This is a genomic window from Streptomyces sp. NPDC001407, assembly GCF_042895325.1.
In the GTDB taxonomy this organism is placed as follows: domain Bacteria; phylum Actinomycetota; class Actinomycetes; order Streptomycetales; family Streptomycetaceae; genus Streptomyces.
Window position 1 is genome coordinate 254,038 of sequence record NZ_JBIAWF010000004.1, and the last position, 14,230, is coordinate 268,267.

A 14,230-nucleotide genomic window follows, 5' to 3' on the forward strand; every position below is an offset into this window, starting at 1 on the left:
CGGTGAACCTCCCTCTTCCCCGGAGCGCCGCGCAGGAGCCGGTGGCCGTCACCGGCATGGCGGTCACCCTGCCCGGCGCGGAGGACCTCGACCGGTACTGGCACAACCTCCGCACCGGCGTGGACGCCATATCCGAAGTGCCGCCGGGGCGCTGGGACCAGGACGAATACCGCTCCGGTGCCATCTACTGCCGGCGCGGCGGGTTCATCGACGACCGGCTCACCGGCTTCGACCCCGCCGCCTTCGGCATCATGCCCGGCTCCGTCCCGGCCATCGAGCCCGACCAGCTGATCGCCCTGCGCACGGCCGCCGCCGCGATCGCCGACGCGGGCGGCCTCGCCACCGCGGACCCCGCGCGGGTCGGCGTGGTGCTGGGCCGCGGCGGCTATCTGACGGCCGGGCTCGCACGGCTCGACCAACGGGTCCGTACAGCGGGACAGTTGACCCGCACCCTGCGGGAGCTGCTGCCCGGGATCGGCGAGGAGAAGCTGGCCCAGGTCCGTACCGCCTTCGAGAACGCCCTCGGGCCGGACAGCCCCGACGCCGCCATCGGCCTCGTCCCCAACTTCACCGCCTCGCGCATCGCCAACAGGCTCGACCTGCGCGGCCCCGCCTACACGGTCGACGCCGCCTGCGCCTCCTCGCTGCTCGCGGTCGGCCAGGCGGTGGGCGAGCTGGCCGCCGGCCGCTGCGACGTGATGCTCGCCGGAGGTGTGCACCACTGCCACGACGTGACCTTGTGGTCGGTCTTCGCCCGGCTCGGGGCACTCTCCCGGACCGAGCGGATCCGCCCCTTCCACCGGGACGCGGACGGCGTGCTGATGGGCGAGGGCACCGCGGTGGTCGTCCTCAAACGGCTCGCCGACGCGGTGCGCGACGGCGACCGCGTGTACGCGGTGGTGCGGGGCGTCGGAGTGGCCGGTGACGGGCGGGCCGCGGCCCTGGTCAACCCGGACCCGGAAGGACAGACGCGGGCGGTCCGGCTCGCCTGGGCGGCGGCCGGGGTGGACCCCGCCGCCCCGGCGGCGATCGGCCTGCTGGAAGCGCACGGCACGGGCACCCCGAACGGCGACGCCGCCGAAATGACCACACTGCGCCACGTGTTCGGCTCCTCGCGCGCACCCGACGCGGTGATCGGCTCGGTCAAGTCGATGATCGGCCACACCATGCCGGCGGCGGGCGCGGCGGGCCTGGTCAAGGCGGCCCTGGCCCTCCACCACCAGGTGCTCCTGCCCACCCTGCACTGCGAGGACCCCCACCCCGCCCTGCTCGCCACCCGCTTCCGCCCCTCCCCGGTGGCCCGCCCCTGGGACGCGGAGGTGCGCCGGGCCGGGGTGAACGCCTTCGGCTTCGGCGGCGTCAACGCCCACGTGGTCCTGGAGGAGTTCCGCCCCACGGCCGCCAGGAGGCGCGCCGCGTCCACCCCGCTCCGGGTCGCCGAGCCCGATCCCGTCCTGCGGATCGCCGCGGACACCACCGAGGAACTGCGCACGCTCCTCGAAACCGAGGACGCCCGGCTGCGCGCGGGCGGGACCATCGGTGCCGGAGGCACCCGGCTGGCCGTGGCCGGGCCCGGGGCCGAACGCCTCGCGCTGGCCCGGAAGGTGACCGCCCGCGGCCGGGCCTGGGGCGGCCGCCGCGACGTGTGGTTCGCCCCCCGCCCGCTGCTCGGACCGGCCGGCGGCCGCACCGCCTTCCTCTTCCCCGGCCTGGAGGCCGGGTTCACCCCGCAGGGCGAGGACGTCGCCCGCCACTTCGGACTGCCCCTGCCCACCTGGCAGCAGGCCCGCGTCGGCGCCGTGGGCGAGCACGGCGCCGCCGTCGTCGACGCAGGACGGCTGCTGGCCGGCGCCCTGCGCCGCGCCGGTGTCGTCCCCGACGCCCTGGCCGGGCACAGCGTGGGGGAGTGGACCGCCATGGCCGTCGGCGGCATCTTCGCCGACAAGGAAGTGGACGCCTTCCTGCGGGACTTCGCCCCCCTGGCCCTGCGCGTCCCGGACCTGGTCTTCGTGGCCTTCGGGGCGCCCGTAGCCCAGGTGGAGGCGGCCCTGGCCGGGATCCGCGAAGTGGTACTTTCCCACGACAACGCCCCGCACCAGTGCGTGGTCTGCGGCCCAGCGGCCCAGGCGCAGAAGGTGACGGAACGACTGCGCCGACAAGGCGTCCTGGGCCGCGTGCTGCCCTTCGCGTCCGGCTTCCACACCCCCATGCTGGCCCCCTACCTGGATCCGATCCGGGAGGGGATGCGGCGCTTCACCCTGCACCACCCCTCGGTGCCGGTCTGGTCGGGGACGACCTGCGCGCCGTTCCCGGACCGGGAGCCGGAGATCCGCGAGCTCGCCGTGCGCCACCTCCTGGAGCCGGTCCGGTTCCGCGGCCTCGTCGAGTCCTTGTACGCGGCGGGCTTCCGCGCCTTCGTCCAGGCCGGCCAGGGCCAGCTGCCGGCCCTGGCCGGCGACATCCTCGCCGACCGCGAGCACCTGGCGGTCACGGCCGGGAGCACCGACAGCGACGGCCTCGGTCAGCTGCGACGGGCCGTGGCCGGACTGTGGGCGTACGGGGCGGAGCCCGACTTCGCCGCCCTGACCCACGGAGAAGGCCGCACCACCACGGCCGTTCCACCGTCGTCCGGGCCGGGCGTACGGCTCGGCCTGGACGCCGGCCCGGTCCACCTCGAACCCGCCACCCGGGACCGGCTCCGGGCGGCGCTGCGCGGCGCGCTCACCGGCCCGCCGACGGCGGCCCCCGGAACCGGCCGACTGGCGGACGCCGCACGGCAGTTCCCCGAGGCGGCACAGCTGCGCGCCCTGCTGACCGAGACGGCCGACGTGGCGGCGGACCTTTTCAGGGCCGCGCACGAGGTCCCTCGCCCCACGGCGGACACCGTCCGGACCACCACGCTCCGCGTGGCCCTCGACACCATGCCGTACCTCGTCGACCACTGCTTCTACCACCAACGGCCGGACTGGCCCGACATCGGCGACCGCTGGCCGGTGGTCCCCGCGACCACCATGATCCGGCACATGACCGACGCGGCCGCCGCGCCCGGCAGCGGTGTCACCGTCGCTGTCCGCGGGGCGCGGTTCCTGGAGTGGCTGGTCGCCGAGCCCGCCGTCGACGTGACCACGACCGTACGGGCCGTCCCCGGGCAACCGGGCCGCCACACCGTGGAATTCGGCCGGTACGCGCGCGCCGGGACCGAGACGGCGGCCCGCCACCCGGCACCGCCCGCCCGCTGGCCCGTCCCGGCCGACGAGGACGCGCCCACCGTCACGGCCCGGGAGATGTACGAGGAACGCTGGATGTTCCACGGCCCGCTCTTCCAAGGTGTCACCACCGTCACCGCGCTCGGCGCACGGCACGTCCGGGGCGTCCTCACCGCTCCGCCCGCACCCGGCGCGCTTCTCGACAGCGCCGGACAGCTGCTCGGCTACTGGCTGATGGCCACCCACCCCGACCGCACGGTGGTGCTGCCGGTCGGGATCCGCGAGCTCCGCTTCCACGGCCCCGAACCCGCCGCGGGCCAACGCCTCGACTGCCACATCCGGATCACCAACCTCACCGAGACGCTGCTGGCAACGGACATCCAGCTCAGCCACCACGGCACCGTCTGGTGCGAGATCAGCGGCTGGGAGGACCGCCGGTTCGACTCCCCGCCCGCCACCGACGCCATCCGGCGCCGGCCGGAGCGCGGCACGCTGGCTCAAGTCCAGCCCGGCGGCTGGCACCTGGCCTTCGAATACTGGCCCGACCCGGCGTCCCGCGAGCTGATGATGCGCAACGTGCTGGGCGGTGCCGAACGCGACGCCTACGCCGCCCGGCCGCCGCGCGGCAGACAGCAGTGGCTGCTCGGCCGGATCGCTGCCAAGGACGCCGTACGCCACCACCTGTGGCAGCACGGCGCGGGCCCGGTCTTCCCCGCCGAGGTCCAGGTGCGTAACGACGACAGCGGCCGCCCGCACCCGGAAGGGACGCACGGCCGGGAACTGCCGCCCCTGGACCTGACTCTCGCCCACTGCGCGGAAGCCGCCGTCGCCCTGGTGCGCCCGGCTGGAGCCGCGCCCACCGGCATCGACATCGAGGAGATCACCGAGCGGCCGGAGACCACCCGCGACGCGGTCCTGGCCCCCGAGGAGCTCCGGCTCTTCGACCGCCTCGGCGGTGACGCGCGCACCCTCACCCGCTTCTGGGCGGCAAAGGAGGCCGCGGCCAAGGCCGAGGGCACCGGACTGCGGGGCAGACCGCGCGACTTCCGCGTCGTCACCGCCGACGGCGACCGGCTGACGGTCCGCACACCCTCCGGCCGCACCCACCCCGTGTCCCTCGCCGAGGTCGGCAACCCGGCGGGCCTGCGGCCCCGCCGCTACATCGTCGCCTGGACCGAGGACGGCCCCAGGCAGCCCCACGAGGAGAATCCTTCATGACCACCACCCCCACGTCCGGCGCCGTCACCCCCCGCCCGGGGCCCGGCGAGTGCGCCGTCCTCGCCGAACTCACCGAGGCACTGCACCACGTGGTCCCCGAGCTCGGCCTCGAAGGCACGGCCGTCACCATGGACACCCGCTTCGTCGAGGACCTCGACCTGGAGTCCATCGACCTGGTCACCCTCACCGGCGAACTCGCACGCCGCTACGGCGAACGGCTCGACTTCCCGGCCTACTTCGCCTCCCTCGAACTCACCGAGATCATCGAACTCTCCGTCGGCCACATGGTCCGCTACATCGCCGGACGCCTCGGGTGACGGTCCGCCGCCCGCGCCTGAACACCCTGCGCATCGGCCCGGCCGGGCAGGAGGCCGTCGTCCTGGTGCACGGCATCGCCATGGACAACCTGACCAGCTACTACTTCACCGTCGCCCCGCTGCTCGCGGCAGCCGGGCACGACGTGGTGATGTACGACCAGCGCGGCCACGGCCGCAGCGAACGCCCGGCCACCGGTTATCACTTGGAGGACTTCACCGACGACCTCGCCGCCCTCCTCGACGGCATGGACACCGCCGGACCGGTCCACCTGGTCGGTAACTCCTTCGGCGGCACCGTCGCCTTCGACTACGCCCTGCGCCACCCCGACCGGGTCGCCAGCCTCCTGGCCGTCGAGTCCGAGCCGCCGACCGCGGCCTGGGCCGTCAAGATGAGCCGTCTGCTGGCGGACACGGCGAACCGGCTCCGCGACGAGCGGAGCCTGCCCTGGCTCGAGCACGCCTACGGCCCGCACGAGGCCCGGCACGCCCGCCGGGCCCGTCCGCTGCTGCGCGCGACGACGATCGCCGAGGACATCGCGGCCAGCCGCATCCCCGCCGAGGAGCGCTGGCGGACCCTCGACCTGCCCGTGCTGGCGGTGTACGGAAGCACCTCCGACCTCGCGGGCACCGCGCCTTGGCTGGAGTCCCTGCTCCCCGACTGCCGCACCCACCAGGTGGCGGGGCACGGCCACTCGGTGCTCGTGGGCGACCCACGGGCCGTCGGGGCGCTCATGCTCGACTGGATCGGGACGGGCCACCGCCACCGGGCGGAGGGCCTGCGGGTATGAGCCGGTTCCTCTTCGTGGTGCCGCCGCTCGTCGGGCACGTCAACCCCGCCGTCGCGGTGGCCGCCGCACTCACCCGGCGCGGACACCGGGTCGCCTGGGCCGCGTACCCCGGCATCGTCGAGGAGCTCGCGGGACCCGGCACCGAGGTGCACGCCTGCGACGTGCCCAGCCGGCTGCACCGGCCCCCCGAACTGCGCGGGGTCGCGGCGCTGCGCTTCCTGTGGCAGGACTTCCTCGGGCCGCTCGCCCTGGCCATGGCACCCGGCGTGGAACGGGCCGCCGTCGCCTTCCGCCCGGATGTGATCGTCGCCGACCAGCAGGCGCTCGCCGGGGCCTTCGTGGCCGAGCGGCTCGGCATCCCCTACGCCACCTCCGCCACCACCTCAGCCGAGTTCTCCGCCGCGCTCGGCGGAACGCCCAAGGTCGAGGCATGGATCCACGACCTGCTGGCCGGGCTGCGCGGCACGCTCGGCGACCTGGCGCGCACCCACGACCCCCGCTTCTCGCCGGACCTCGTGCTGGCCTTCACCACCCCCGCTCTGGCGGGAGACCACAGCGCGCCGCCACAGACCCGCTTCGTGGGCCCGGCCCTCACCCGGCGGCCGGAACCGGCACCCTTCCCCCGGGAACGGCTGGACCCCGGGCGGCACACCGTCCTGGTCTCCCTCGGCACCGCCAACACCGACCTCGGCGCCCGCTTCCTCACCGAGTGCGCCGCCGCTGTACGGGACAGGTCACGCCATCTCCAGGCCGTCATCGCCGACCCGGGCGGTGTGCTCGGCGGCACCTCGGACGACGCCGTGCTGGCCGTGCGCCGGATTCCCCAACTCGACCTGCTGCGCCAGGCGTCGGCGGTCATCTGCCACGCCGGCCACAACACCGTCGCGGAGTCCCTGCTGCACGGCGTGCCGCTGGTCGTCGCCCCGATCCGCGACGACCAGCCCGTGATCGCCGCACAGGTCACCGCGGCCGGCGCCGGGGTCCGGATCCGGTTCGGCCGCGGCGACCGCCGCACGATCGGCGCCGCCCTGGACGACGTGCTCACCGCCCCGCAGTACCGCGCGGCCGCCCGCCGCGTCCAGGAGTCCTTCCGCGCCGCGGGAGGCGCCGCCGCGGCGGCCGCGCACCTCGAAGAACTCGCCACCACACGACAGGGAGAACCAGGAAGCCCATGAACCGGACCCAGGAGGTCGCCCAGCTCCGCGTGGGCTACCAGCGCGAACTCGCCGACGGCACGGACCGTTTCCACGGCCCGAAGAGCACCACGTGCCCCTGGTGCGGCTCCTCCCGGCTGCGTACGAGGCTCCGCACCACCGACCTGATCCAGCGCAAGCCCGGCACCTTCGTCCTCGACCAGTGCCGTGACTGTTCCCACTCCTTCCAGAACCCCCGGCTCACCGCCGAGGGACTGGCCTTCTACTACCGGGACTTCTACGACGGCCTGGGCGCCGCCGGCGCGGAGATGCTCTTCGGCCGCAAGGGCAGCCGCAAGCGCTACGAAGCCAGTGCCCGCGCCCTCCTCCCGTTCGGCCCGTCCCGTCGCTGGCTGGATGTCGGCACCGGGCACGGCCACTTCCCCGAGGCGGCCGGGACGGTCCATCCCGACACGGTCTTCGACGGCCTCGACCTCGGCGAGGGCGTCGACGAGGGCGCGCGGCACAGCCGGATCGCCGAGGCGCACCGCGGCCTTCTCACCGAGCTCGCCCCCAAGCTGGAGGGGCGGTACGACACGGTGAGCATGTTCCACTACCTGGAACACACCACCGACCCGCGCGCGGAACTGACCGCCGCCCGCACCGTGCTCGCCCCCGGCGGCCACCTGATCATCGAGGTCCCGGACCCGGAGAGCGCGATGAGCGCGGTCCTGGGCCGCTGGTGGCTGCCGTATTTCCAGCCGCAGCACCTGCACCTCATGCCGCTCGCCAACCTCCACCGAGCACTGGAAGAACTCGGCTACACCGTGGTCGCCACGGCACGCCGCGAGCCGCACATCGCGGCCGACCTCATCGCCGCCGCCGCGCTCCTCCTCAATCGCGTCCTGCCGACCGCCGACGACCCCTGGCACCCCCGGCCCCCCAACGACCTCCAGCGGAAGGCCCGTAAGGCCATGTTCTGGTCGGCCGTCCCCGCGCTGGTCGGTGTGTACGGTCTGGAGCAGCTGCTCACACCGCTCCTCAGGCGCACCCGCTTCTCCAACGCCTACCGGATCGTGGCACGCAGCGGAGCGGCGTAGGCGGACCGGGCGCCTGCGGCGGGGCCGCCCTGACCGCCGTCCTCGGCGGCATCACCATCGCCAGCGCCCTCGGCGTCCCCGCCGGCACCGTCATCGCCGCCTTCTCCGACTGGCGGGCCACCTTCCTCTTCGTCGCCCTCCTGAGCCTCGTCGCCCTCCTCGGCCTCGCCCGCGCGCTCCCCTCGGTGCCGCCCACGGCGGAGGCGCCCATCGCCGAACGCGCCCGCGCGGCCGTCCTGCCCGGCGTGCCCGCGGTCCTGCTCGTCAGCATGCTGACCTTCTGCGGCATGTTCGCGCTGTACGCCTATCTGGAGTGGACCGCCCAGCACGTCGCGGGGCTGCACGGCGCCGCCGTCGCCTTCGTCTTCTTCGCCTACGGCGCGTGCGGCGTGGTCTCCAACCTGGTGACCGGCGTACTGATCGACCGCTTCCCGCCGGCGCGCCTCGCCCTGCTCTCCGCCTCGGCCCTCGTCCTGGTCATGGGGTTCATGGCGCTCCTGGCCCAATCCCGCGCACCGGCTCGCCGCGGACGTCCGCCTTGGCCACCGTCAGATTGTCGTCGGCGAAGACGAACTCCGCTTCCACGCGCCGGCCGGCCAGCACGTCCGCCAGCCAGTGCCGCGCGTCGTCCCACATCGCGCCGAGCGGCAGCCCGTCCACCGGGTACCACGACGGTGCGATCTCCTCGCACTCCCGGGCGATGCCCTCGGCCCGGTCGGTGAGGAACACCGCCACTTCCTGGTCGTAGTCCGGCCGGGCCGGGAAGCGGAAGACCAGTCTCGCCGCGTGCCGCAGGTCCGCCTCGGCCGCCACCAGCGAGGACTCCTCGGCCAGTTCACGCACGGCGGCCCGCGCGGGCGTCTCCCCGGCCTCGACATGGCCGCCCAGGCCCACGACGTTACCGGCGCCGAAGCCCCGCTTCTTGCGGCCGAGCAACACCTCCCGGCCGCCGGTGGCGGTGGTCCGGGTCACCAGGCACAAGCACATCGATGTCAGCGTCATCCCGGCATCATCGCGCACCCCGGCACCCCGGTCGGCCGCTTTCGGCCGAGAGGGGCGGCCACGGCGACGGCGCGCCACGGAGGACCGTGACGCGCCGCACGAGCGGTGCCTGAGGTTCTACGCCAGGCTCGCCGACTGGGCCACGTTGTAGACGGCCCGCTCCTCGTCACCGAGGTGGGTGGAGCTCATGTTGGGGCCCTGGACCCAGCCCAGGAGGCCGATGATCTGCCCCGGGTCGTCGTAGCGGGAGAAGACGGCGGTCTGGAGGCCGGCGCCGGTGGCGGGGTCGAAGTCCTGCAACACCGCGCCGCCACTGCACCCCGGTGACAGCGCGCCGGGCATCACGTCGCTGTAATAGACCGGGTCGGCCCAGGGCGTGCCCTGGGCGACCATGAGGCTCCGGCCGTCGAAGGTCCGCTGGAGCTGCGGGGAGACGTTGCCGGGGCGGTAGTAGTTGCGTTCGTTGATGGTCGGGTAGCCGAAGACGTACTGGGTCTGCTGCTGCGGCTGGTTGAAGCCGATCCGCTGGCCGCCGGTGACCTGGCCGATCGGCCGCGGGTCATCGGGGCTGGCCACCAGGACCGCGGCCATGTCGTGCCCCAGCAGCCAGTCGGCGCTCTGGCTCCAGGTGTTGGTGAACCACTCGCGGGTGACTCCCCAGACGCCGTACGGAGCGATGTCCTTGCCGGGGAGGGCCGTGCTGGTGGTGTGGCGGGGCAGGCTCGCGCCGTTGAACCCCGGCACGAAGACCATGTTGGTGGCGACGACGTTGCCGAAGCCGATGTTTACCGGGGTGTGGATGCGCAGGCAGTGGGCGGCGGTCACGACGACGCTCTGGTTGGCGCTGTCCACCACGTCGCCGGAGCACGCGTCCTCGGTGACGGCGCCGGTGTCCACGTCCGTGAACTCCACGAAGAACTTGCCCGCGGTGCGGGAGACCAGCCCCGCCTTCCGCGGCCAGGGCTTGCCGAGGTCGTCCCAGCCTCCCGGGGGCGGGGTCGCGTCCTGGTCCTCGTGGTTGAGGCCGACGGCCGCCATCTTCGCGAGGGTCCAGTGCTCCACCTCGGCCCTGAGCTTCTGCTGGTGGTCCGCCCCGGCCGGGACCAGTGGGCGGAGCTCGAACGCGGTGTCGTCGGCGTGCGCGGCGGGCGCCGCGGTGAACAGAGCGGCCAGCAGCGCGAGCATGCCGAGCAGGGTCGCTGTCGTACGTCTTGGCGGTATCCCTATGGACAAGATGGACAAGGCTTTTCCCCTTGAGGGTATGGAGGGAGGCGGATCCGGTGTGACGCCGGACGTCGGCCGAGGCGGGCCCTACGGGTTGGTCGTCACCTCGAAGCCCGCGCCGAAGACACCGCCGGGTGTGGCGGCGTCCCGGGCGCGCAGGTCGGCGAGGATGTTCGCCGAGCTGGTGTAGAGGAAGGGCGGCAGCGACAGGGTGAACCCCTTGGTGATGCCGGCCCAGGGGCCCTCGGCCTGGAAGTTGTTGTCCGTGGAGGGGAGAGCGGTTCCCGGTACGTGCCAGATGGCAGGGCCCCCGGAATCGCCCAGCGTGTTCGTGGCCGCCGAGAGGTAGACGCCGTCCTCGTTGTCCATGACCGTGCCGTACCACACGCCCGTCTGGCCCGACGTGACGATCTCGCCGGAGCCCGGGGCGAGCAGCCGTTCGTTGTCGAGCGCGGGGCCGACGGCGTTGGGGCTGGCGGTTCCGCCGGGGACCTTCAGCTCGCCGGTCTGCTTGAGGTACGGGCCCTGGGAGGAGAGGGCCGTCCGCGGGACCAGGTCGATGACCATGTAGTCCTTGGTGACGTGCCCCGTCATGGAACCCTCGGGGTCCTTGAAGTAGCGCACGTATCCGATGGGTCCGAAGCCGATGTCCGCCCGGTCGTAGACGGGCTGGATGTCCTCGTGGAGCTCGCGGTCGGCGTACCGGGGGTCGGTGATGCAGTGGCCTGCCGTAATGGCGATCTTGTGGCCGTACTTGTCCGTGCCCACCGCGCCGATCGTGCAGTAGTTGTTCGGCGCCGACGTGCTGAAGACGATCTGCATCGCGTTGTGGACGCGCTTGTCCTGCGGGCGCGTCCCGGCGTGCGCGGCGCCTGCCCCCATGGTCCAGACGACCGCCAGGCCGAGCAGGAGCGTGAGCAGTCTCTTGGTCATGTGCGGAAATCCTGTCTGCCAAAGGCGCGGGGTCAAAGGCGCGGGGTCAGGCGGACGCGAACGCCGCTTCGAGGCGCGGCACGAGGTCCACGAGGTCCTGTGCCCAGCAGTCGTAGGTGTGCCCGCCGTCGCAGGTGCCCCAGCCGGAGCCGTTGCCGTAGTTCACGTAGTGGTACGGCAATCCGAGCGCGTCCAGGTGGTCCTTGGCGTGCTCCGTCGCCGACTGCACCCAGAACTCCGGCTCGGCGGGCTCGCCGCGGCCGTCACCGGTGTAGAGGGAGATGCCCATGCCGGCCAGCCGGTCCATGTGGGTGGACGGATCCGCCTCGTTCCAGCGCCAGTCGGCGTCGAACACCGGATACGGCGTGCCGAAGACCGCGTCGCTGGAGACCGCGGGCCCGAAGTCGAGCGAGCAGGTGGGGCCGCTGGAACCGCAGAGCGCGGCACCGATGTCGGTCAGCGTGGCGACGACGGCCGCCCGCATGACGGCGTGGTCCCTGGAGAGGTCCACGGCGCCGGAGAGGGCCGCGGCCTGGCTGAAGAGCTCGGGGTGTGCCTGGGCGTAGTGCAGGGAGCCGAAGCCGCCCATCGACAGGCCCGCGACGGCCCGGCCCTTCTTGGCCGCGACGGTACGGAGGTTGGCGTCGATGAACGGGATCACCTGACTGATGTGGAAGTTCTCCCAGTTCTGCGCGCCCGCGGCGGTGTCCTGGTCGAGCCAGTTGCTGTACCAGCCGCGCCGGCCGCCGTCCGGGATGACCGTGATCATCGACTTGGCGGCCGCGAGCGCGGGGTAGGCCAGCCTCGGGTTGACCGGGTCGTCGGAGGCGCCGTGCAGGAAATAGAGCACCGGGTAGCGCTTGGCTGGCTGGTCCGCGTAGTCGGCGGGCAGCAGGATCCGGATGTGGTGCTCGCCCGCGACCTGCGGAGTGCTCACGGTGACCACGAAGTTGGTGGCGGTGCCGGTGACGGGCCCCGTCTGGGTCAGGCCGAAGCCGTCCGTCATCTTCGGCGGGCCCGGGGTGCCGGCACGTGCGGAAGGCGCGCCCACCAGAAGGAGGGCGGCGGCCACGGCGGCGACCGCGGCCTTGGCCCGCAGGAGCCGGGCCGGCAGGACTGATCTCATCGGTTGTCCTCGAAAGTGGGCTGGATGCCGGGGGACTCGTGGTGCGGCCGGTCACCCGGAATCCCACCGCAGGGCTTCACGCGGCGCCATAGGCGGAGGTGGCGCACTTGGGCCACTGGCGCAGGTACGCCTACTCCCCAGTAGGATGCGCTGCCCGACGGGGGTACGGGAGGGGAGTGACGTGCACGACGTGCTGGATCCGGACTCCGACCGCGGCCGGGTCTACCGGTCCCTGGTCGGTCATCCACGGGAGTCCGCCGAGCGGTTGGCGGCCCGGTGCGGACTCGGCGAGGCCGTCGTCGGGGCGGTGCTCAAGGAACTCGCCGCCGAGGACATCGTCGTCATGACGGACTCCGGGGCCGGGGAGGCGACCTGGGAGGCGCTGCCGCCCATGCAGGTCGTCGAGGCGCTGGCGCAGCGCGACGACGCCGCCCGGGCCGCCCGGCGTCAGGCCGGCGTGGAGCTGGAACGGCTCTACCGCTTCGCCAGGAAGGAAGCCGGACACTACGGCGCGCTGGAGGTCGTCGAGGACGCCGCGCGCATCATGACGGTCAGCCGGCAGCTCCAGCAGTCGGCGCGCCATCAGATCCGGGTCATCGACGTGCCGCCGTACTCCGGGACCCCCGAGCACTACCTCGAACAGGAGGTGCTGCAACGCGAGCGCATGGCCGCCGGAGTCGTCTACCGCACGATCTACCACGGGTCCGCCTTCGACGACCCGATCGCCTGGCCCAACATGGCGCGCATGATCTCGGCCGGGGAACAGGCCCGCACCCTGGACGATCCGCCGATGAAGCTCGCCATCAGCGACAGCGACCTGGCCGTGGTCACTCTCGCCGCCGACGACCACCCCGGTGTCGTCTCCCTCCTGATCCACCCCTCCAGCCTGCTCCGGGCGCTGTCCAACGTCTTCGAATCCCTGTGGCGGCTCGCCGTCCCGGTGTCGGCGGCGGGCATCGGCACGCAGATCGACGCCCGCGACCGCCAGATCCTCACGCTCATGGCCAGCGGCGCCACCGACGACGCGATCGCCCGCCACCTGGGCCTGGGTCGCCGCACCGTCGTGCGCCGCGTCTCCGTCCTCCTGGCCAAGCTGGGCGCCACCACCCGCTTCCAGGCTGGGGTGCAGGCGGCCCGGCGCGGCTGGCTCTGAGGCGCCGGTGGCCCAAGTGGGCCACGCGTACCGCCGTCCACGGCCCTGGCCCATCCGGCGGCGTGACGGTATGCAGGAAGTGTGGGAGTGTCTTGGGGCCGCGGGGGCGGCCCGGGCGTGACAGCCGTGGACGGGGGTGTGAGGAGGGACAGTGAGCGGGATAGTGATCCACCTGCCGCAGGGGAGCGGCGAGGCCGGCGGGGAGCCGGGAGGTGACGCGGTGACGTTACGGCTCGGCCCGGGGGAGGTGGCCCGATTCGGACGGGGATCCGCGACGACCCCGGTCGAACTCCGCCTCGCCGACGCCGCGATCTCCCGGCTGGCCGGCGAGATCCGGGTGACCGACGATCATTGGCAGCTCAGCAACCACAGCGCGACGCAGAGCTATCTGGTGGAGAACCCGGAGGGCGCGGGGGAGTACCTGAGAGTGCCGCCCCGGCGGGCCGGAGCACCCATCCCCTTCGAGTTCTCCCGCGTGGTGCTGCCCACCCGCCGCAGCACGACCGTCGCCTTCCAGGTGTTCGCGCCCGACCACGTCTACCTCGACCCGGACGGCATGGGCGGCCCGTGGGGGAGCCGCACCGTCACCGCGTACTGTCTGGACGAGACGGCGACGTACTTCCTCGTGCTGGTCGCGCTCTGCGAACCACGGCTGCGTGACGAGTCGCCGGTCGCCGTGCCCACCACCCCGCAGATCGTCGAACGGCTCAGGTGCCACGCCGCCGGCGGCGGCCTCACGGCCCGGGCCGTCAGCTCCCACATCGACTATCTGGCCGAGGAGAAGATGCGCATCAGCGACCCGGCCGGATGCGAACCCCGCAGGGAGGCCCGGCGCAACGGCAAGCGGGAGGCGATCGTCGGACTCGCGCTGCGCTTCGGGCTCGTACGGGAGGAGCACCTCGCCCTGCTGCCGCCCCGCGCGGGAGCGGGCACACGGGAGCGGGAGACGGCGGGATGAGCCGCGGCGGCGCCCACCGACACGGCCGGCGGACCGGAGGCGGGGATGGTGCGGAATCCCGGTGACACTTCG

At 73.5% G+C, this 14,230-nt stretch carries 11 protein-coding genes and 1 pseudogene; 8 read left to right on the forward strand and 4 right to left on the reverse strand.

Going from position 1 to position 14,230, the window contains the following annotated elements; all coding sequences use genetic code 11:
* Window positions 1-2: 2 nt before the first annotated feature.
* The 6 genes and pseudogenes from ACFY1P_RS08650 to ACFY1P_RS08675 all read left to right on the forward strand — a co-directional run.
* Window positions 3-4,424, forward strand: a complete 4,422-nt coding sequence (locus ACFY1P_RS08650) for a beta-ketoacyl synthase N-terminal-like domain-containing protein (RefSeq protein ID WP_390750186.1) — start codon at window positions 3-5, stop codon at window positions 4,422-4,424.
* Window positions 4,421-4,741, forward strand: coding sequence for a phosphopantetheine-binding protein (locus tag ACFY1P_RS08655; protein ID WP_361521161.1), 321 nt, complete (start codon window positions 4,421-4,423; stop codon window positions 4,739-4,741). Before ACFY1P_RS08650 ends, ACFY1P_RS08655 begins: the two co-directional genes overlap by 4 nt.
* Window positions 4,738-5,529 carry an alpha/beta hydrolase gene (locus ACFY1P_RS08660; protein WP_361521164.1) on the forward strand — a complete coding sequence of 264 codons (792 nt, stop codon included), beginning with the start codon at window positions 4,738-4,740 and terminating at the stop codon, window positions 5,527-5,529. The genes ACFY1P_RS08655 and ACFY1P_RS08660 overlap by 4 nt, the downstream gene beginning before the upstream one ends.
* A complete protein-coding gene (locus ACFY1P_RS08665) occupies window positions 5,526-6,704 on the forward strand; it encodes a glycosyltransferase (protein WP_390750187.1) in 1,179 nt (392 codons plus the stop codon). Before ACFY1P_RS08660 ends, ACFY1P_RS08665 begins: the two co-directional genes overlap by 4 nt.
* On the forward strand, window positions 6,701-7,762 hold the full coding sequence (locus ACFY1P_RS08670) for a class I SAM-dependent methyltransferase (protein WP_390750188.1): 1,062 nt from the start codon (window positions 6,701-6,703) through the stop codon (window positions 7,760-7,762). The genes ACFY1P_RS08665 and ACFY1P_RS08670 overlap by 4 nt, the downstream gene beginning before the upstream one ends.
* A 56-nt stretch (window positions 7,763-7,818) precedes the next feature.
* Window positions 7,819-8,211: pseudogene (locus tag ACFY1P_RS08675) on the forward strand (MFS transporter); the annotation flags it as partial.
* A gap of 37 nt (window positions 8,212-8,248) precedes the next feature.
* Here ACFY1P_RS08675 and ACFY1P_RS08680 read toward each other — a convergent pair.
* The 4 genes from ACFY1P_RS08680 to ACFY1P_RS08695 all read right to left on the reverse strand — a co-directional run bounded on the left by ACFY1P_RS08680 (window position 8,249) and on the right by ACFY1P_RS08695 (window position 12,047).
* Window positions 8,249-8,764 (reverse strand): 8-oxo-dGTP diphosphatase, encoded by a 516-nt coding sequence (locus ACFY1P_RS08680; protein ID WP_390750189.1) that lies wholly within the window; start codon window positions 8,762-8,764, stop codon window positions 8,249-8,251.
* Window positions 8,765-8,881: 117 nt separating this feature from the next.
* Window positions 8,882-10,006 carry a hypothetical protein gene (locus ACFY1P_RS08685; protein WP_361521176.1) on the reverse strand — a complete coding sequence of 375 codons (1,125 nt, stop codon included), beginning with the start codon at window positions 10,004-10,006 and terminating at the stop codon, window positions 8,882-8,884.
* A 69-nt stretch (window positions 10,007-10,075) separates the two neighbouring features.
* Complete coding sequence (locus ACFY1P_RS08690; protein WP_361521179.1) at window positions 10,076-10,921, reverse strand: hypothetical protein; 846 nt, start codon at window positions 10,919-10,921, stop codon at window positions 10,076-10,078.
* Window positions 10,922-10,967: 46 nt separating this feature from the next.
* Window positions 10,968-12,047, reverse strand: coding sequence for an alpha/beta hydrolase (locus tag ACFY1P_RS08695; protein ID WP_390750190.1), 1,080 nt, complete (start codon window positions 12,045-12,047; stop codon window positions 10,968-10,970).
* Between the two features lie 181 nt (window positions 12,048-12,228).
* On the opposite strand from ACFY1P_RS08695, the gene ACFY1P_RS08700 reads away from it, so the two are divergent.
* Together ACFY1P_RS08700 and ACFY1P_RS08705 are read left to right on the forward strand one after the other, a co-directional pair.
* Complete coding sequence (locus ACFY1P_RS08700) at window positions 12,229-13,200, forward strand: LuxR C-terminal-related transcriptional regulator (RefSeq protein WP_390750191.1); 972 nt, start codon at window positions 12,229-12,231, stop codon at window positions 13,198-13,200.
* Between the two features lie 151 nt (window positions 13,201-13,351).
* Window positions 13,352-14,158 (forward strand): serine/threonine protein kinase, encoded by an 807-nt coding sequence (locus ACFY1P_RS08705; protein WP_390750192.1) that lies wholly within the window; start codon window positions 13,352-13,354, stop codon window positions 14,156-14,158.
* Window positions 14,159-14,230 lie beyond the last annotated feature (72 nt).

Coding starts and splice junctions, on each gene's coding strand:
- ACFY1P_RS08655 (WP_361521161.1), top strand. CDS start 4,421: ATGACCACCACCCCCACGTCCGGCGCCGTCACCCCCCGCCCGGGGCCC.
- ACFY1P_RS08665 (WP_390750187.1), top strand. CDS start 5,526: ATGAGCCGGTTCCTCTTCGTGGTGCCGCCGCTCGTCGGGCACGTCAAC.
- ACFY1P_RS08670 (WP_390750188.1), top strand. CDS start 6,701: ATGAACCGGACCCAGGAGGTCGCCCAGCTCCGCGTGGGCTACCAGCGC.
- ACFY1P_RS08680 (WP_390750189.1), bottom strand. CDS start 8,764: ATGACGCTGACATCGATGTGCTTGTGCCTGGTGACCCGGACCACCGCC.
- ACFY1P_RS08690 (WP_361521179.1), bottom strand. CDS start 10,921: ATGACCAAGAGACTGCTCACGCTCCTGCTCGGCCTGGCGGTCGTCTGG.
- ACFY1P_RS08695 (WP_390750190.1), bottom strand. CDS start 12,047: ATGAGATCAGTCCTGCCGGCCCGGCTCCTGCGGGCCAAGGCCGCGGTC.